The organism is Streptomyces sp. V1I1 (assembly GCF_030817355.1).
Classification (GTDB): domain Bacteria; phylum Actinomycetota; class Actinomycetes; order Streptomycetales; family Streptomycetaceae; genus Streptomyces.
This window is the reverse complement of sequence record NZ_JAUSZH010000001.1, coordinates 7,654,094-7,668,277: the sequence shown is the minus strand read 5'-3', so window position 1 is coordinate 7,668,277 and position 14,184 is coordinate 7,654,094. Positions and strand designations below refer to the sequence as shown.

Annotated in this window: 10 protein-coding genes and 1 pseudogene; 6 read left to right on the top strand and 5 right to left on the bottom strand. The window is 69.9% G+C overall.

All coding sequences use genetic code 11. The annotated features are described in order from the left end of the window. Window positions 1–23: 23 nt before the first annotated feature. Window positions 24–1,046, top strand: coding sequence for a PHP domain-containing protein (locus QFZ67_RS35895; protein ID WP_307665211.1), 1,023 nt, complete (start codon window positions 24–26; stop codon window positions 1,044–1,046). 101 nt (window positions 1,047–1,147) lie between these two features. Next, on the top strand, window positions 1,148–3,418 hold the full coding sequence (locus QFZ67_RS35890) for a SpoIIE family protein phosphatase (RefSeq protein WP_307665210.1): 2,271 nt from the start codon (window positions 1,148–1,150) through the stop codon (window positions 3,416–3,418). 35 nt (window positions 3,419–3,453) lie between these two features. On the opposite strand, the gene QFZ67_RS35885 is transcribed toward QFZ67_RS35890, so the two are convergent. Then, window positions 3,454–6,396 (bottom strand): HAMP domain-containing protein, encoded by a 2,943-nt coding sequence (locus QFZ67_RS35885; protein WP_307665209.1) that lies wholly within the window; start codon window positions 6,394–6,396, stop codon window positions 3,454–3,456. Window positions 6,397–6,570: 174 nt separating this feature from the next. On the opposite strand from QFZ67_RS35885, the gene QFZ67_RS35880 reads away from it, so the two are divergent. Next, the gene (locus QFZ67_RS35880) at window positions 6,571–7,449 is read left to right on the top strand and encodes a SigB/SigF/SigG family RNA polymerase sigma factor (protein WP_307665208.1); all 879 of its coding nucleotides are present in this window, start codon (window positions 6,571–6,573) and stop codon (window positions 7,447–7,449) included. 59 nt (window positions 7,450–7,508) lie between these two features. On the opposite strand, the gene QFZ67_RS35875 is transcribed toward QFZ67_RS35880, so the two are convergent. Both QFZ67_RS35875 and QFZ67_RS35870 read right to left on the bottom strand, forming a co-directional pair. Next, window positions 7,509–7,955 carry an ATP-binding protein gene (locus tag QFZ67_RS35875; protein ID WP_307665207.1) on the bottom strand — a complete coding sequence of 149 codons (447 nt, stop codon included), beginning with the start codon at window positions 7,953–7,955 and terminating at the stop codon, window positions 7,509–7,511. Window positions 7,956–8,002: 47 nt separating this feature from the next. Then, a complete protein-coding gene (locus QFZ67_RS35870) occupies window positions 8,003–8,347 on the bottom strand; it encodes an STAS domain-containing protein (protein WP_307665206.1) in 345 nt (114 codons plus the stop codon). A 221-nt stretch (window positions 8,348–8,568) separates the two neighbouring features. On the opposite strand from QFZ67_RS35870, the pseudogene QFZ67_RS35865 reads away from it, so the two are divergent. From QFZ67_RS35865 to QFZ67_RS35850, 3 genes and pseudogenes are all read left to right on the top strand, one after another. Continuing rightward, window positions 8,569–8,842 (top strand): annotated as a pseudogene (locus QFZ67_RS35865) (2OG-Fe(II) oxygenase); the annotation flags it as partial. A 223-nt stretch (window positions 8,843–9,065) separates the two neighbouring features. Continuing rightward, a complete protein-coding gene (locus QFZ67_RS35855; protein ID WP_307665205.1) occupies window positions 9,066–11,753 on the top strand; it encodes an FG-GAP-like repeat-containing protein in 2,688 nt (895 codons plus the stop codon). A gap of 116 nt (window positions 11,754–11,869) precedes the next feature. Further along, entirely contained in the window at window positions 11,870–12,781 is a 912-nt protein-coding gene (locus tag QFZ67_RS35850; RefSeq protein ID WP_307665204.1) for a hypothetical protein, read from the top strand. 10 nt (window positions 12,782–12,791) lie between these two features. Here the strand turns inward: QFZ67_RS35850 and QFZ67_RS35845 are convergent, their stop codons facing one another. Next, the gene (locus QFZ67_RS35845; protein WP_307665203.1) at window positions 12,792–13,508 is read right to left on the bottom strand and encodes a hypothetical protein; all 717 of its coding nucleotides are present in this window, start codon (window positions 13,506–13,508) and stop codon (window positions 12,792–12,794) included. Then, window positions 13,505–14,131, bottom strand: coding sequence for an RNA polymerase sigma factor (locus tag QFZ67_RS35840; RefSeq protein ID WP_307665202.1), 627 nt, complete (start codon window positions 14,129–14,131; stop codon window positions 13,505–13,507). The genes QFZ67_RS35845 and QFZ67_RS35840 overlap by 4 nt, the downstream gene beginning before the upstream one ends. Between the last annotated feature and the right edge of the window lie 53 nt (window positions 14,132–14,184).

The window sequence follows — 14,184 nt, the reverse complement described above, 5'->3', positions numbered from 1 at the left end:
CGTCAACGGTGCGGAGGGATGAGATGCGCCCCGTCGCTGCTCTGGAACGGATCGCGTTTTTGCTGGAGCGCGCCGGTGCGGAGAGCTATCGGGCGCGTGCCTTCCGCAGCGCGGCCGCGGCCCTTGCGCAGATGGACGACGACGAGATCGCCCGGCGTGCGGCGGAGGGCTCGCTGGAGGCCGTCAAAGGCATCGGCCCGAAGACGGCGCAAGTCGTACGGGAGGCGCTGGCCGGTGATGTGCCGCAGTACCTTCAGCGGCTGGAAGGCGAGGCGCCCCCTGTGCCGACGGAGGGCGGACAGCTGCGTCAGCTGCTGCGCGGTGACTGTCATCTGCATTCTGACTGGTCCGACGGCGGCAGCTCCATCGAGGCGATGGGGCTCGCGGCGGCCGCGCTGGGGCACGAGTGGGCGGTGCTCACCGACCACTCGCCCCGGCTGACCGTCGCACGCGGTCTGTCCGCCGAGCGGCTGCGCGAGCAGTTGGACGTCGTGGCGGAGCTGAACCGGCGGTGGGCGCCGTTCCGGCTGCTGACCGGCATCGAGTGCGACATTCTGGCGGACGGTTCGCTCGACCAGGAACCGGAGCTGCTCGACGAGCTGGATCTGGTTGTCGCCTCGGTCCACTCCGAACTGCGGATGAAATCAGCCGACATGACGCGGCGCCTGGTCAAGGCCGTACAGAATCCGCTGGCCGATGTGCTGGGGCACTGTACGGGGCGGCTGGTCACCGGCAAGGGGCGGCCCGAGTCGCAGTTCGACGCGGAAGCGGTCTTCGCGGCCTGCACCGCTCACGGCACCGCGGTGGAGATCAACAGCCGGCCCGAGCGGCTGGATCCTCCGCTGCGGCTGCTTCGCCTCGCGGTGGCGACCGGGGTCTTCTTCGCGATCGATACGGACGCCCACGCGCCGGGACAGCTCGAGTGGCAGATCTTCGGCTGCGCCCGGGCGGAGGCCTGCGAGGTGCCCCCTGAGCGGGTGATCAACACCTGGAGTGCAACGGACTTGCTCGCCTGGACGCAATCGCGCGACCGCCCGTACGTCTGACGGGCCACCGCCCGTACGTCTGACGGGCCACCCTGCCGCGCCCGATATGCGAGGGTAGAATCCGGTTCGCGATTGCACGGCCTCCCCGAGCTGGAGCAGTCATGATCATGCCTGAACAGGCGCCGCCCCCCGGGCCCCCGGCGGGGACTGAAGACCTCTGTGCCGCGGTCGCGGAACTGACCGCCGAGGTCGCGGCCCTGCGAGGCGATCTCGCCCGCCGCCATCTGCTGGATCTGGCCGCCGGAATCCTGGTGGCCCAGCTCTCCACGCCGCCTCCGGACGCGGCAGAGCACCTGGCCCGGCTCGCCGACTCCACGGGGATCGGCCCCGAGGACCTCGCGGCCGACATCGTGAACGCCGCATCCGGCACCGTGGTGGCCCACACCCCGGACGAAACGGAATCACCTGCGGATACACGGCGCAGGCGCAGAGCGGAGACGGCGGCGGAGTCCTTCGACACCATCGACGAGGTCACCGAGGCACTGCTGGAAAGCGGCCTGCGCCCGTTCGGCGCAGCGGCCCTGTTCCTGTGGCGCCGCACGACGACCGACTGCCTCCAGCTGGTCGGGCGCGCGGGCGTCTCCGCGCTGGAGGCGTCCCACTGGCGGTGGATCCCCCCGGAGGCCAAGGGCGCGCTGCACCGCGTCCTGGCGCAGGGTTCGCCCGACTGGCTACCTGCAGGTCCGCCGCCGGTCGAGCGGCTTCCGGGGCCCGCTCCGGACGCTGCCAGAGCCGTCCTGCCGCTCTGGAACCATGGATCGGTCACGGGTCTTGCCCTGATCGTCTGGCCCGGGCCCGCCGACCTCGACGACCCTGTGCGCCGTACGCTCACGGGCCTGATGGACACGGCCGCCCGGATGCTCGACGTGGGTCCCCAGGAGGCCGTCGCCGAGCCGCCGCTGCTCGGCCCGCTGCTCGACCTGCTGACCCATCCGGCCATGACTCTGCGCGCGGACCCCGGCACGGCCGCGCTGCGCGTCGAGCACCTCAACCCGGCGGCGCTGCAGTCCTCCGGGGGAGTTCACGGACCGGTGGGGCGGCCGCTGGCCCAGGTGTTCCCGGCCGCCCACGCCGACCTCGTACATCTGGTGCAGAGCGCGCGGTCGGGCGCGACCCCGCAGCGTGCGGCGCGAATTCCCGCGGAGCTGCGACCCGGCGGACCCGACCCGCTGCTCGACGTCCGTGTACTGCCGGTCGGGCCGGACCGCAGCATTGTGCTCTGGCACGGGGCAACGGATCCCGGCCTGGCTGTGGTGCGGGTCCTCGATCACCTCGAGAATCTGGGGTCCTTCGAGGACGACCTGGTCAGCGGTGAGTCCCGCTGGACGGACGAGACGTACACGATCTTCGGGCTGCCGCCGGGCACCGCGCCGATCCCCTTGCGGCTGCTGGGGCCGAGACTCCATCCCGAGGAGGCGGACGCTCTCGATGACCTGCTCGTCGCTCTGACCGAGCGTCGGGTGGGCGCGCAGACCGTCGTGCGGACGGTCCGGGACGACGGTGGGCTGCGTCATGTGCGCATCGCCGCCGAGCCGTTGCTGACGGGTGGTGTCCTCACCGGCATCACTGGCATCTATCAGGACGTCTCCGCGCAGTACCGCACCGAGCTCGCGCTCACCGCCGCGTTCGACCAGCTGACCGCCGCCCAGGCGCAGGCCGCGCTCCGCCACCAGGTCGTACTCCAGCTCCAGCGCGCGATTGTCCCGGAGGGGCCCGCGCTGGAGGGCCTGCCCGGTCTCCAGGTCGCGGCCCGCTACCGGCCGGCGGCCCAGGAGTACCGCGTCGGCGGCGACTGGTACGACGTACTGCCGCTGCCCGACGGCCGGATCCTGCTGGCGGTGGGCGACATCGCCGGCCATGGCATCGAGTCCGCCACCGGCATGGTCTCGCTGCGCAACGCGCTGCACGGCCTGGCCTTCACGGGCAACTCCCCCGGCCGGCTCATGGAATGGCTGAACGACCTCGCGCTGCACATGGACGGCAGTCCCACCGCGACTGCGGTGTGCGGCATCTACGAACCGGCGGACCGGTCCCTGTGCTGGGTGAGCGCCGGCCATCTGCCGCCGCTGCTGCTGCGCGACGGGCGCGCCCAACTGCTCGACGCCCCGCACAACATCCTGCTGGGAGCTCTGCCGCGCGCCATCTACACGCAGACCATGACGCGACTGCTTCCCGGGGACACGCTGCTGCTCTACACCGACGGGCTCGTCGAGCGCCGGCACGCGGGGCTGGACGAGAGTCTGGCCGTACTGCGGCGCGCAGCCGAGCGATTGGCGCCCGGTGGCGTCGACGAGCAGGCGGACCGGCTGCTGAGTGTCGTCACCGGCGATACGGACGACGACACCAGCCTGGTCGTCCTGCGCGTGTCCTGAAGGCTCCCGGGTGTCCTGAAGGCTCCCTGCGCGCGTCAGTCGCCCAGCCATTTGTGGATTCTGGCGATCAGCTCGTCCGCGTCGACGGGCTTGGTGAGGTAGTCGTTGGCTCCGACGGCCAGCGTCCTGGCCCGGTCGCCGGGCATCGCCTTGGCGGTCACGGCGATGATCGGGACCTCGGCGAAGCGTGGCATCTCCCTGATCGCGGCGGTGGCGGTGAGCCCGTCCATGCCGGGCATCATCACGTCCATCAGGATCAGCTCCACGTCACCGTGCGCGGCGAGGAGCTCGATGCCGGCTCGGCCGTTGTCCGCGCGCAGGACGCGCATGCCCTCGCGCTCCAGGATCGCGGTGAGCGCGAAGACGTTCCGCTCGTCGTCGTCCACGATCAGCGCCACGCGCCCGGTCAGCGTCGGTTCCTGCGGACGGGGGCCGTCCTCCTGCGGCCGCCCACTGGCGCTCGGGGCCTGCTCCTTCGGCCGGCCGACGCCGCCGACCGGCAGGTAGAGCGTGAAGCTGCTCCCCTCACCGATCCTGCTCCTCACCCCTATCTCGCCGCCGAGGAGTTGGGCCACTTCACGGCTGATGGACAGCCCCAGTCCCGTACCGCCGTAGCGCCGTCCTGTGGCCAGGTCCCCCTGCTGGAACGCTCCGAAGATCGTCTCCAAGTGCTGTTCGGCGATGCCGATTCCGGTGTCGGAGACTCTGAACGCGAGTGCGGGGTGGCCGCGCATGGAATGCGCCAGCTCATCGTCGTCGGCGTACTCGACGCGCAGCTCGACCCGTCCGTGCTCGGTGAACTTCATGGCGTTGGAGAGCAGGTTGCGCAGCACCTGCCGCAGTCGCGCCTCGTCGGTGACGACGGCTTCCGGCATGTTGGGCGCCTTGACCACCTGGAACTGCAGGTCGCGTTCGCTCGCCAGGGGCCGGAAGGTGATCTCGACGTAGTCCAGCAGCCGGGACAAGGTGACAGGTTCCGTATGGACGTCCATCTTGCCCGCCTCGACCTTCGACAGGTCGAGGATCTCATTGATCAGCTGAAGCAGGTCGGAACCCGCGGAGTGGATGACTTCGGCGTAGTCGACCTGTTTCTCCGTCAGGTTGCCCTCCGCGTTCTGGGCGAGGAGCTGGGCGAGGATCAGCAGGCTGTTGAGCGGTGTGCGCAGCTCGTGGCTCATGTTGGCCAGGAACTCCGACTTGTACATCGACGTACGCGAGAGCTGGAGTGCGCGGGCCTCAAGCTCCTGGCGGGCGGCCTCGATCTCCAGGTTCTTGCCTTCGATATCCCGGTTGCGCTCCACCAACAGCGCTGCCTTCTCCTCCAGTTCGGCGTTGGAACGCTGCAAATCCTCCTGGCGCGACTGGAGTTCCTGGGACCGGGTGCTCAGTTCGCTCGTCAGGCGCTGGGACTGCTCGAGCAGCTCGTCCGTACGGGCGCTGGCGATCAGCGATTTGACGATGACGCCGACCGTTTCGCTGAACCGGTCGAGGAAGTCCCGGTGGATGCCGGTGAAGGGCCGCAGCGCGGCGAGTTCCATGACTCCGAGCACCTGGCCTTCGACGACGATCGGCAGCACGATCAGGGTCGTGGGCTCGGCCGAGCCGATACCGGAGGACATCGTCGCGTATCCGGGCGGCAGACCGTCGACGGTGAGCGTGCGCCTGCTGCGCGCCGCCTGGCCTACCAGCGATTGCCCGAGCCGGAAGCGGCGCGGAGGCTTGTCCGGGCCGTCGGGCCCGCCGTACGAAGCCATCATGACGAGCTCGGTGTCGCGCCCGTCGGGCGTCTCCTGGGCCAGGAAGAAAGCGGCGTAGGGCGCGTAGACCAGCCGCGGCACCTCGTCCATGATCAGCTCAGCGACCGCGGGGAGGTTGCGGCTGTCCTGCATCGACGAGGAGAGACGAGCCAGATTGGTCTTGAGCCAGTCCTGCTCCTCATTGGCGCGGGTGGTCGCGCGCAGTGACTCGACCATGGCGTTGATGTTGTCCTTGAGGTCACCGACCTCGCCCGGCGCCTCCACCGTGATGGAGCGGGTCAGGTCACCCTCGGCGACGGCGCTGGTCACCTCGGCGATGGCACGCACCTGCCGGGTCAGGTTTCCGGCCAGCTCGTTCACATTCTCGGTGAGCCGCTTCCAGGTGCCGGAGACACCCTCCACCTCGGCCTGACCGCCCAGCCGGCCCTCGCTGCCGACCTCGCGGGCCACCCTGGTGACCTCGGCGGCGAACGACGACAGCTGGTCGACCATCGTATTGATGGTGGTCTTCAGCGTGAGAATCTCGCCCCGCGCGTCGACATCGATCTTGCGGGTCAGATCACCCTCCGCGACGGCCGTGGTGACCTGGGCGATATTACGTACCTGATTGGTCAGGTTGTTCGCCATGGAGTTGACGTTGTCCGTGAGGTCCTTCCAGGTACCCGAGACGCCCCGTACCGTCGCCTGACCGCCGAGGTTTCCTTCCGTGCCGACCTCGCGGGCGACGCGGGTGACCTCCTCCGCCATGGTGGACAGCCGCTCCACCATCGTGTTGATGGTCTCCTTCAGCTCCAGGATCTCCCCGCGCGCGTCGACGCGGATCTTCTGGTCGAGATCGCCCCGCGCGACCGCGGACGCGACCTGGGATATCGAGCGGACCTGCGAGGTGAGGTTGTCGGCCATCGTGTTGACGCCGGTGGTGAGCTCCAGCCATACACCGCTGACCTGGGGGACGCGCGCGTGGCCGCCGAGCCGCCCTTCGCCGCCGACTTCGCTGGCGACCCGGGTGACCTGGGACGTGACCAGGGACAATTGGTCGACCATCCCGTTGTAGACAGCCGCGATCTCGCCGAGGAGCTCCGCCTCGTCGTCCGGCAGCCGGTGCGAGAAGTCGCCGTCACGTACTGCTGTGAGCCCCGCGAGCAGTTTCCGGAGCCCTTCTTCGCTCAATTCCGCCGATGGGCGACCGAGCCGTTCACCGGAGGTGTGCGCAGAATCCATCGCTGACCTCGCCTGCTACGACCGACGACACGTCCACTCTCGCACGTCAGGGTGTGACGGACACCCCGGAGCCAGCCGCTCCCTATAGGGGGCGTAAGGCATCAAAACGTGCCATTCGGGTAAATATTCGACAGGTGCTCATACGACGATCCCCCAGCACGTCGAAGGAGCCTCATGGCCAGCCTCTCGCGCACCCGCGATTCCACTGTCTCCGCCGCGCCCGCAACACGCCCGCCGGCGCTTCTCGACCTCCCGGAGATCCCGGATCCACGGACGATCGGCACCATGGACGCGCGGGCACTCTCCGTATCGCTGTTCCAGCGGCTCGCATCACTGGAGGAGGGAACACCGGAGTACGCGTATGTGCGCAACACCCTGGTCGAGCTCAACCTCAGCCTCGTCAAGTTCGCCGCGACCCGGTTCTCGCACCGCAGCGAGTCGATGGAGGACATCCTCCAGGTCGGGACGATCGGTCTTATCAAGGCCATCAACCGCTTCGACGTCGAGCGTGAGGTCGGGTTCGTCTCCTTCGCGCTCCCGACCATCGAGGGCGAGATCAAGCGCTTCTTCCGGGATGCCAGCTGGGCTGTGCGGGTGCCGCGGCGGTTGCAGGAGCTGCGCATCGGCATCGCCAGGGCGTCGGACACACTCGAGCAGCGGCTGGGGCACCCGCCGACGGATGCCGAGCTCGCCGTCCACCTGGGCGTCGACGAGGCAGAGGTGCGGGAGGGCCGGCAGGCGGCGAACGGCTACAGCGCCCATTCGCTGGACGCGCCGCTCGAGGACGACCAAGCCCCGGGCCCGGCGCAACGGTGCCTCGGCCAGGACGAGCACGCCTTCGACACGGTGGAATGCATCGCGGCACTGAAGCCGGTGGTCGCCACCCTTTCCGAGCGGGACCGGCTGATTCTGTCCCTGCGGTTCGTCGAGGACCTGACGCAGCGTGAGATCGGTGAGCGGCTGGGCATCTCGCAGATGCATGTCTCGCGGCTGCTGGCCCGCGTCCTGACACTGATGCGCGAGGCCCTGCTGCTGGACGACGGTGACGGTTGAGACGGTCAGGTGGCGGTTGAGACCGTCAAGGGGCGGTTGAGACGGTCAAGGGGACAGCGCTACTGCTGACGAGTCCCCTGCGAACGGGCGGGCGCAGCCACCTCCACCCACACCGCTTTCCCGGTCCCCCGAGGTACGGAGCCCCAGCTCCGGGCGAGCCTGTCCAGGACCACCAGACCATGACCGCCGGGCACAGCCGCGGCGAACGGGCGCGGCCGCGGGTGAACCGGACTGTCGTCGGTGACCTCGATCCTCAGCCGGTCCGGTGAGCAGTGCAGCATGAGTTCCTGAGGTCCGTGGGCGTGCAGGCAGGCGTTGGTGACGACCTCGGACACCAGCAGAAGCACATCCTCGACGACCGCCTGGCCGTCCTCGTCCGCGGCGGGGATCCACTCCCAGGCGGTCAAGGCGTCCCGGCTGAAGTCTCGGCAGCGCCCTACGACACCCTCGGTGCCGTACAGGGCGAGCCGGCGGGTCTGCCCCCGCGACGGGAGGACGACACTCACGACCTCCTCCTCTACCTCTGTGAACGGTCCTACCTCTGTGAACGGTCCTACCTCTGTGAACTCTCCGCCAAAGCCTCGTCGAGACTCGCGTACATACGGAAGACGGCGCCCGCGCCAGTGATCTCAAACATGCGGGCAACCGGCGGTTGCAGGGCGACAAGTTCCAGTCGAACGCCCGCCTCGCGTCCGGCGAGTCGACTGCGCAGCAGAGCATTCAGCCCGGTCGAGTCGCAGAACCGCAGGGCCGAGCAGTCGGCCAGAATCCGGCCCGCCCCGGACGCCAAGCCGTCGGCAAGGGCTTCGCGCAGCGCCTCGACCGAATCATGGTCGAGCTCACCCGCGAGTGTCAGCACAAAAGCATCCTGAGCCGACATCTGCCGGACGGCGATCATGAGACGCCTCTTGGCAGCGTCGGCACGTCCAGCCACGACGCACCACCTCTCGTTCCGCGCCTGTTCCCCTGGCGGCAGGGCTGTGCAATGGCCCTCTGCGGGGACGGGTGCCCGGAATACGCCGTTCTATTCCGTGGCCGCCATGGGCGGCAGTCTGTCGAGGAAGCGCTGCCCAGCGCCGTAATGCGACGTCCGGATCCCGCCGGCAGCCGCTGTCGCGACCCGTCTTCCCGTTGCAGATCGTCATCGGCCTCGACGAGGCAGGCGTCGACTACACCGGCGGCGAGTTCCTGCTCATGGAACAGCGCCCGCGCGCCCAGTCCCGTGGGACGGCGACCACGCTGCGGCAGGGCCACGGCCTGATCTTCACCACCCGGGACGCCGGGTGCGCTCCAGGCGCGGGGCTGGTCCGCCTCTCCGGTCCGGCACGGCGTCAGCGCGGTCCGCTCGGGCCACCGGCACACCCTGGGCCTGGTCTTCCACGACGCCACCTGAAGAGCCGAGCCGCTGCCGCGGCGCAGTTCGCAAGCCGGTCCTCCACCGACAGCCCGGGACCGAACGTGATCCACATCACTTCTTGCTGTGACCCGTGATGTTTTGGCGGCGGGGCGCGCTGGGTATCGCAGGTCGCCCACGTGACGGGCGTGCCGCAAGTGAACTTTTCGGAGAGGTGGGGCACTTGAGCCCGCGTACGTCGCATGCGTACAGACCGCTGAGCATGAAGCGCCGAGTCTGGCTGACCGTGGGCGCTGTCGTCCTCGGCGGGGCGGGGGTGGTCACCATAGCCACCGCCAACCCGTCCGATGCGCCAAAGAAGCCGCACCAGGAGGAGCGGTCAGCCAAGGTGCGCACGCTCGAGCTCGCCAAGGGCGGAGCCACGAAGAGGGAGTTGCCGAACACCGACACCGAGCCGTTCTCCCTCGTCGGCATCGGCTGGGACAGCCCGGCCGCCGAGGTCGAGGGCACGGCCCGGGTGCGTACGCGCAGCGCCGAGACGGGCAAGTGGTCCGGCTGGCAGGCACTGGACCTGGAGGCACACCGGCCCGAGGGAGCCGAGGGCGCCGACCGCGGAGCGTCCGAGCCGCTGTGGGTCGGGCCGTCCACCGCCGTGCAGGTACGCGTCGACTCGGGCAAGGCGCTGCCCAAGAACCTGAAGCTGCACATGGTCGACCCGGGCGTCAGCAAGGCCGAGGCCAAGAACCCGGCCGCGCCGCTCATGGACAACGCCGCGTTCGCGGAGGAGACCCCGTCCGCCTCCCCGACCGATCCGGTCACCCCGACGGACCCGGCGTCGCCGACCGACCCCGTGACTCCGACGGACTCGTCGACCCCGACCGAGACGGCCTCGCCGACGAGCATCCCGAGTGAGACGGCCGGCCCCACAGTCACACCGACCGAGACGCCGGCCCCGACGCCCACCAAGCCGACCGCGCCGCCCTCGACCGTGAAGCAGCCGCCGATCGTCAACCGCGCCCAGTGGGGCGCCGACGAGTCGATGGTCGACGACCCCGCCGAGTACATCGACAAGGTGCAGGCGGTCTTCATCCACCACACCGTCGGCTCGAACAACTACAGCTGCGCCGAGTCGGCCGCACTGGTCCGCGGCATCATGACGTACCACGTCAAGACCGAGGGCTGGAACGACCTCGGCTACAACTTCCTGGTCGACAAGTGCGGCCAGATCTTCGAGGGCCGCGGCGGCGGCGTCGACCTGCCGGTCAAGGGCGCGCACACCTACGGCTTCAACAGCTACTCCACCGGCATCGCCCTGCTCGGTGACTTCGAGGGCGACGCCGCGACGAGCAAGCCGGCCGGGAAGCCGACCCCCGCCGCGCTGCAGTCGGCAGCCCGCGTCGCCGCCTGGAAGCTCGGCCAGTACGGCGGCAACCCCAAGGGCACAGTGACGCTGACGGCCCAGGGCAACACCGGGAAGTACACCGAGGGCCAGCAGGCCACGCTGAACACCGTCTCCGGTCACCGCGACGGCTTCGCCACCGCATGCCCCGGCAAGAACCTGTACGCCAAGCTCTCCTCGATCCGTGACTTCGCGGCCGGCCCCGGCCGCAACTCCGCCATCCCGACCACCGACTTCAACCGGGACGGCATCACCGATCTGGTCGCCGGCCTGCCGCGGGTCGCGAGCGGCGACGGCTCGGTCACGGTCCTGCCCGGCACCGTCGACGGCCCGACCGACGCCGGGAAGCGCACTCTCAACCAGGAGAGCGCGGGCGTTCCCGGCCGTTCCGAGAGCGGTGACGCCTTCGGCGCCTCCTCTGCGTACGCAGACGTCAACGGTGACGGCTACGCCGACCTGGTCATCGGCGTCCCGGGCGAGAACGAGCTGGCGTCTCAGGTCGACACCGGCTCCGTCAGCGTCCTGTACGGCCCGGCACTCAACAGCGGCAAGGCGTACTGGACGGATGCCGCCGTCCGTACCAACGGCGAGAAGCTGGGCACCACGGTCGCCGCTGGTGACTTCAACGCCGACGGCAAGGCGGACGTCTTCTCCGTCGCTCCGGGTGTGCCGGGCCGCTGGTGGGCGTACGACTCCGCGACCGGCGCATCCAAGTCCGGCCTGCTGAACACCGCCGCGTACACCGGGGCCGTTTCCTACGCCTCGGCCGCCACCGGTGACTTCAACAAGGACGGCTACGCCGACGTCGCGGTCAACTTCCGTGACCCGGCCGGGATTTCCCGGCTGCTGTGGCTGAAGGGCTCCGCGTCCGGCCTGCAGCGGGTCGGAATCCTAGAAGCGCGGGGCGGCCGTGCCCTCGCGGCCGGCGACATCAACGGCGACGGATACACCGACCTCGCCGTCGGACAGCCCTCGGCCACCGAGTCCGGCACGACGGCCAAGGGCGGTGCGGTGACGGTGGTCCTCGGCTCGGCCACCGGCCTGACCTCCACCGGCCGGATCACCCTCCACCAGGACTCCGCCAGTGTCCCGGAGACGGGCGAGACCGGTGACGACATGGGTGCCGCCGTCTCCGTGGGTGATCTCAACCTCGACGGGTACGCGGACATCCTGACCGGTGTGCCGGGCGAGGACATCACGCGCAATGGGGCCAGTCGCGCGGACGCGGGCATGGTGATCCTGCTGCGCGGCTCGGCCGCAGGCCCGACCGGCACCGGCTCGTTCGCCTATACGCAGGACACCACCGGGATCCCCGGTGACGCCGAGGCCGGCGACCGCCTCGGCTCATCCGTCTCGCTGACCGATCTGTCCGGCTACACACGGGCGGACCTGGCCATCGGCGCGGACGGCGAGGACGCGAACAACGGCACGATCCTTCAGATCGACAACAGCAGCACGTCCGGCGTGATCCCTTCGTCGGGTGTGTACTACGGCACCGCGGCGCTGGGCGCGCCCGCGGGCGTCCGCATCGGCCAGGTGCTGACGCCGTAACCGACCGACGCCGGCCGACTGCGTGGACAAGGCCCCCAGGGGCCCGGTCCGCGCGGCCGGCCGGCTCTTCGCGCTCAAGGACTGCGCGCTCAAGGGACTGGATGAGGCGACCCGCGATGAATGAACGTGAACTGCTGGCTGCAGTAGACCACTTGACCCATCGGGACACAGGGAAGCTGGAATGCGGTGAGCCCGGGCATGCGGCGGGCCATGTGTGTCTGAACGCTTCCGGCGGACCACGTCTGCCCGGCCTTCTCGACGCGGTGAGCGAGCGGTACGGCCGGCCGCGCCCGCTCGTCAGGCGCGGGCACAGTGCGCAGACGCCCACCGAGAGAACCGGGCTGCCGCTCCTTGCCCCCTTCGGGGAGCACGTGAGAGAGATGTACGCATGGGCGTACGGCAGCCGGTGGATCGGTTGCGGCATGGTTGCCGCCGACAACGGCGTACGGCCCGTGGTTGTCGTCGCGCATCGGGCCGCCCCGGCACTTGAGGAGCTTCCGGAGGACGCCACCTGGGTCGACCGCGTCGTCTTCGTCACGGGCCAGGACCGGGAACTGACGCACACGGTCGGCTGGGAGACGACCGAGGCGTGGCTCGGTACCGGTCTGCCCGGCGACTACAAGCAACTGGTTCAGATCTTCGGGTGCGGCTCATTCGACGGCTGTCTCGACATGTTCCTCCCCAATGGTCCGTCCGGCTGCCTCGACATCGTCGAGCATGCCCTGTCGATGGCCTCGTGGGACAACGAGGACGGCAACAGTTTGTGGGCGCCGCACCGGTTGTTCCCTGCCCCGGGCGGGCTCCTGCAGTGGGCGGGAAGCGAGCGGGAGGACTCGTTCTACTGGCTGACGGAGGGGGCGGACCCCGATCGCTGGCCCATCCTGGTGACGAAGGAGGGCCACTGCGACTGGATCCGGTTCGACGGCTCGACCGCGGAGTTCGTCTTCCGCATGCTCACCGATCGGCGGCACCCGTGCTCGACCGCCCGGTACTTCGGCGCACACTGGTTCATGAGCTATGGGCAGTGAGGGACACCGCCTACTGCTTGCCCGGCGGCTTCTTCGTCTGGGCGACTCCACTGTCCGATCCGCCCTGCTGCCCCGCGGGCGGCGTGTCTTTCCTGCCGCCTTCGCCCTTGGGCGGGCGTGCCTGCGGCGACGCCTTGACAGGTTGCTCGCTCAACAGCCGCGCACAGTACGCCGCCACCGCGTCCGGGCCGCCCGCCGCATCCTCGAGCCGCTGCCAGGCGGTGCCGTCCAACGCCCCGCCCCGCCCCTCCTTCGACTCGTAGACGCGGCAATGCGCCAGATCATCCTTCGCCGTCGGCGGTCGCTCACCGGGGGTGCGAGCGCCGGGTCGGGTCATCGACGGGGGCTCCGGCTCCCCCGGATGCTCCGAATGGCGTGACGAGGCACCCGGCGTCGGCCCCGGCTTGAGCGGCGGCTCGCCGAACGGCGTCGGGATCGCGCCCGCTGCCATCGCCACCCCGCCCAGCATGGCTCCCGCGACGAGAGCGCCGATGCCGACCTTGATCCACCGAGTTCCTGCGCCCGGACTCTTCTGCCGCCAGTCCTCCTCGGGTCGCGTGAGCGCGGCCGACGCGCCCTCGTCACGCGCAGCCCGGAACGCGGCCACAGCCCGCACCTCGGCTTCCGCCGAGGAGGGCATGGGACGCGCGGCGGCAGCCAGCAGGTCCTCGAGCGTCGGCGTCTGCTGCTCGGGGTTCATGGCACCTCGGGGTCGGTTTTCGGTCATCTCCCCTCTCCCAGCGCACGAGAGTCCGAATCTGTCACACGCATGGGCTGAAGCGCAGCGAGGTGTTTCTCCAGCCGCTTCAGCCCGCGGTGCGTGGCGGAGCGTACCGCTCCCGGCCGCTTGCCCAGCACCCGCGCGGCCGACGCCCCGTCGAGGCCGATGACCGTCTGCAGGAGCACCGCTTCCGCCTGCTGCCGGGGCAGCTTCGCGATCAATGCGAGGGCCTGCTCGGTGGTGATGGATTCGAATGCCTCGCCGGCCGTGTCCTGCTTGGCCGGCAGCTCGGCCAGTTCGCTCTCGAAGAGCGTGGCCCGAGGGCGGCTCTTCAGCCGGCGCAGATGGTCGATGGCACGGTTGCGCGCGATGCTCGCGGTCCACGCACGGAACCCCGCTCCATCTCCGCAAAACCGCCCCAGATCACGGGCGATCTCGAGCCATGCCTCGGACGCCACGTCCTCGGCGTCGTCCCCGACCAGACCACGCAAAAAGCCGAGGAGAGGGGGATGCACCAGCCGGTAGGCGGCGGCAAAGGCACCCTCGTCCCCCTCCTGCGCCCGCTCGACCGCATCACCCAGCTCTCCGTCGTACGCCTGTGCACGGCGGCCGCCCCCAAGCTTGCCCACTCGTTCCTCTTCATCGTGCTGACACGGCACGCCTGTGCCGCGTTCCCCATTGA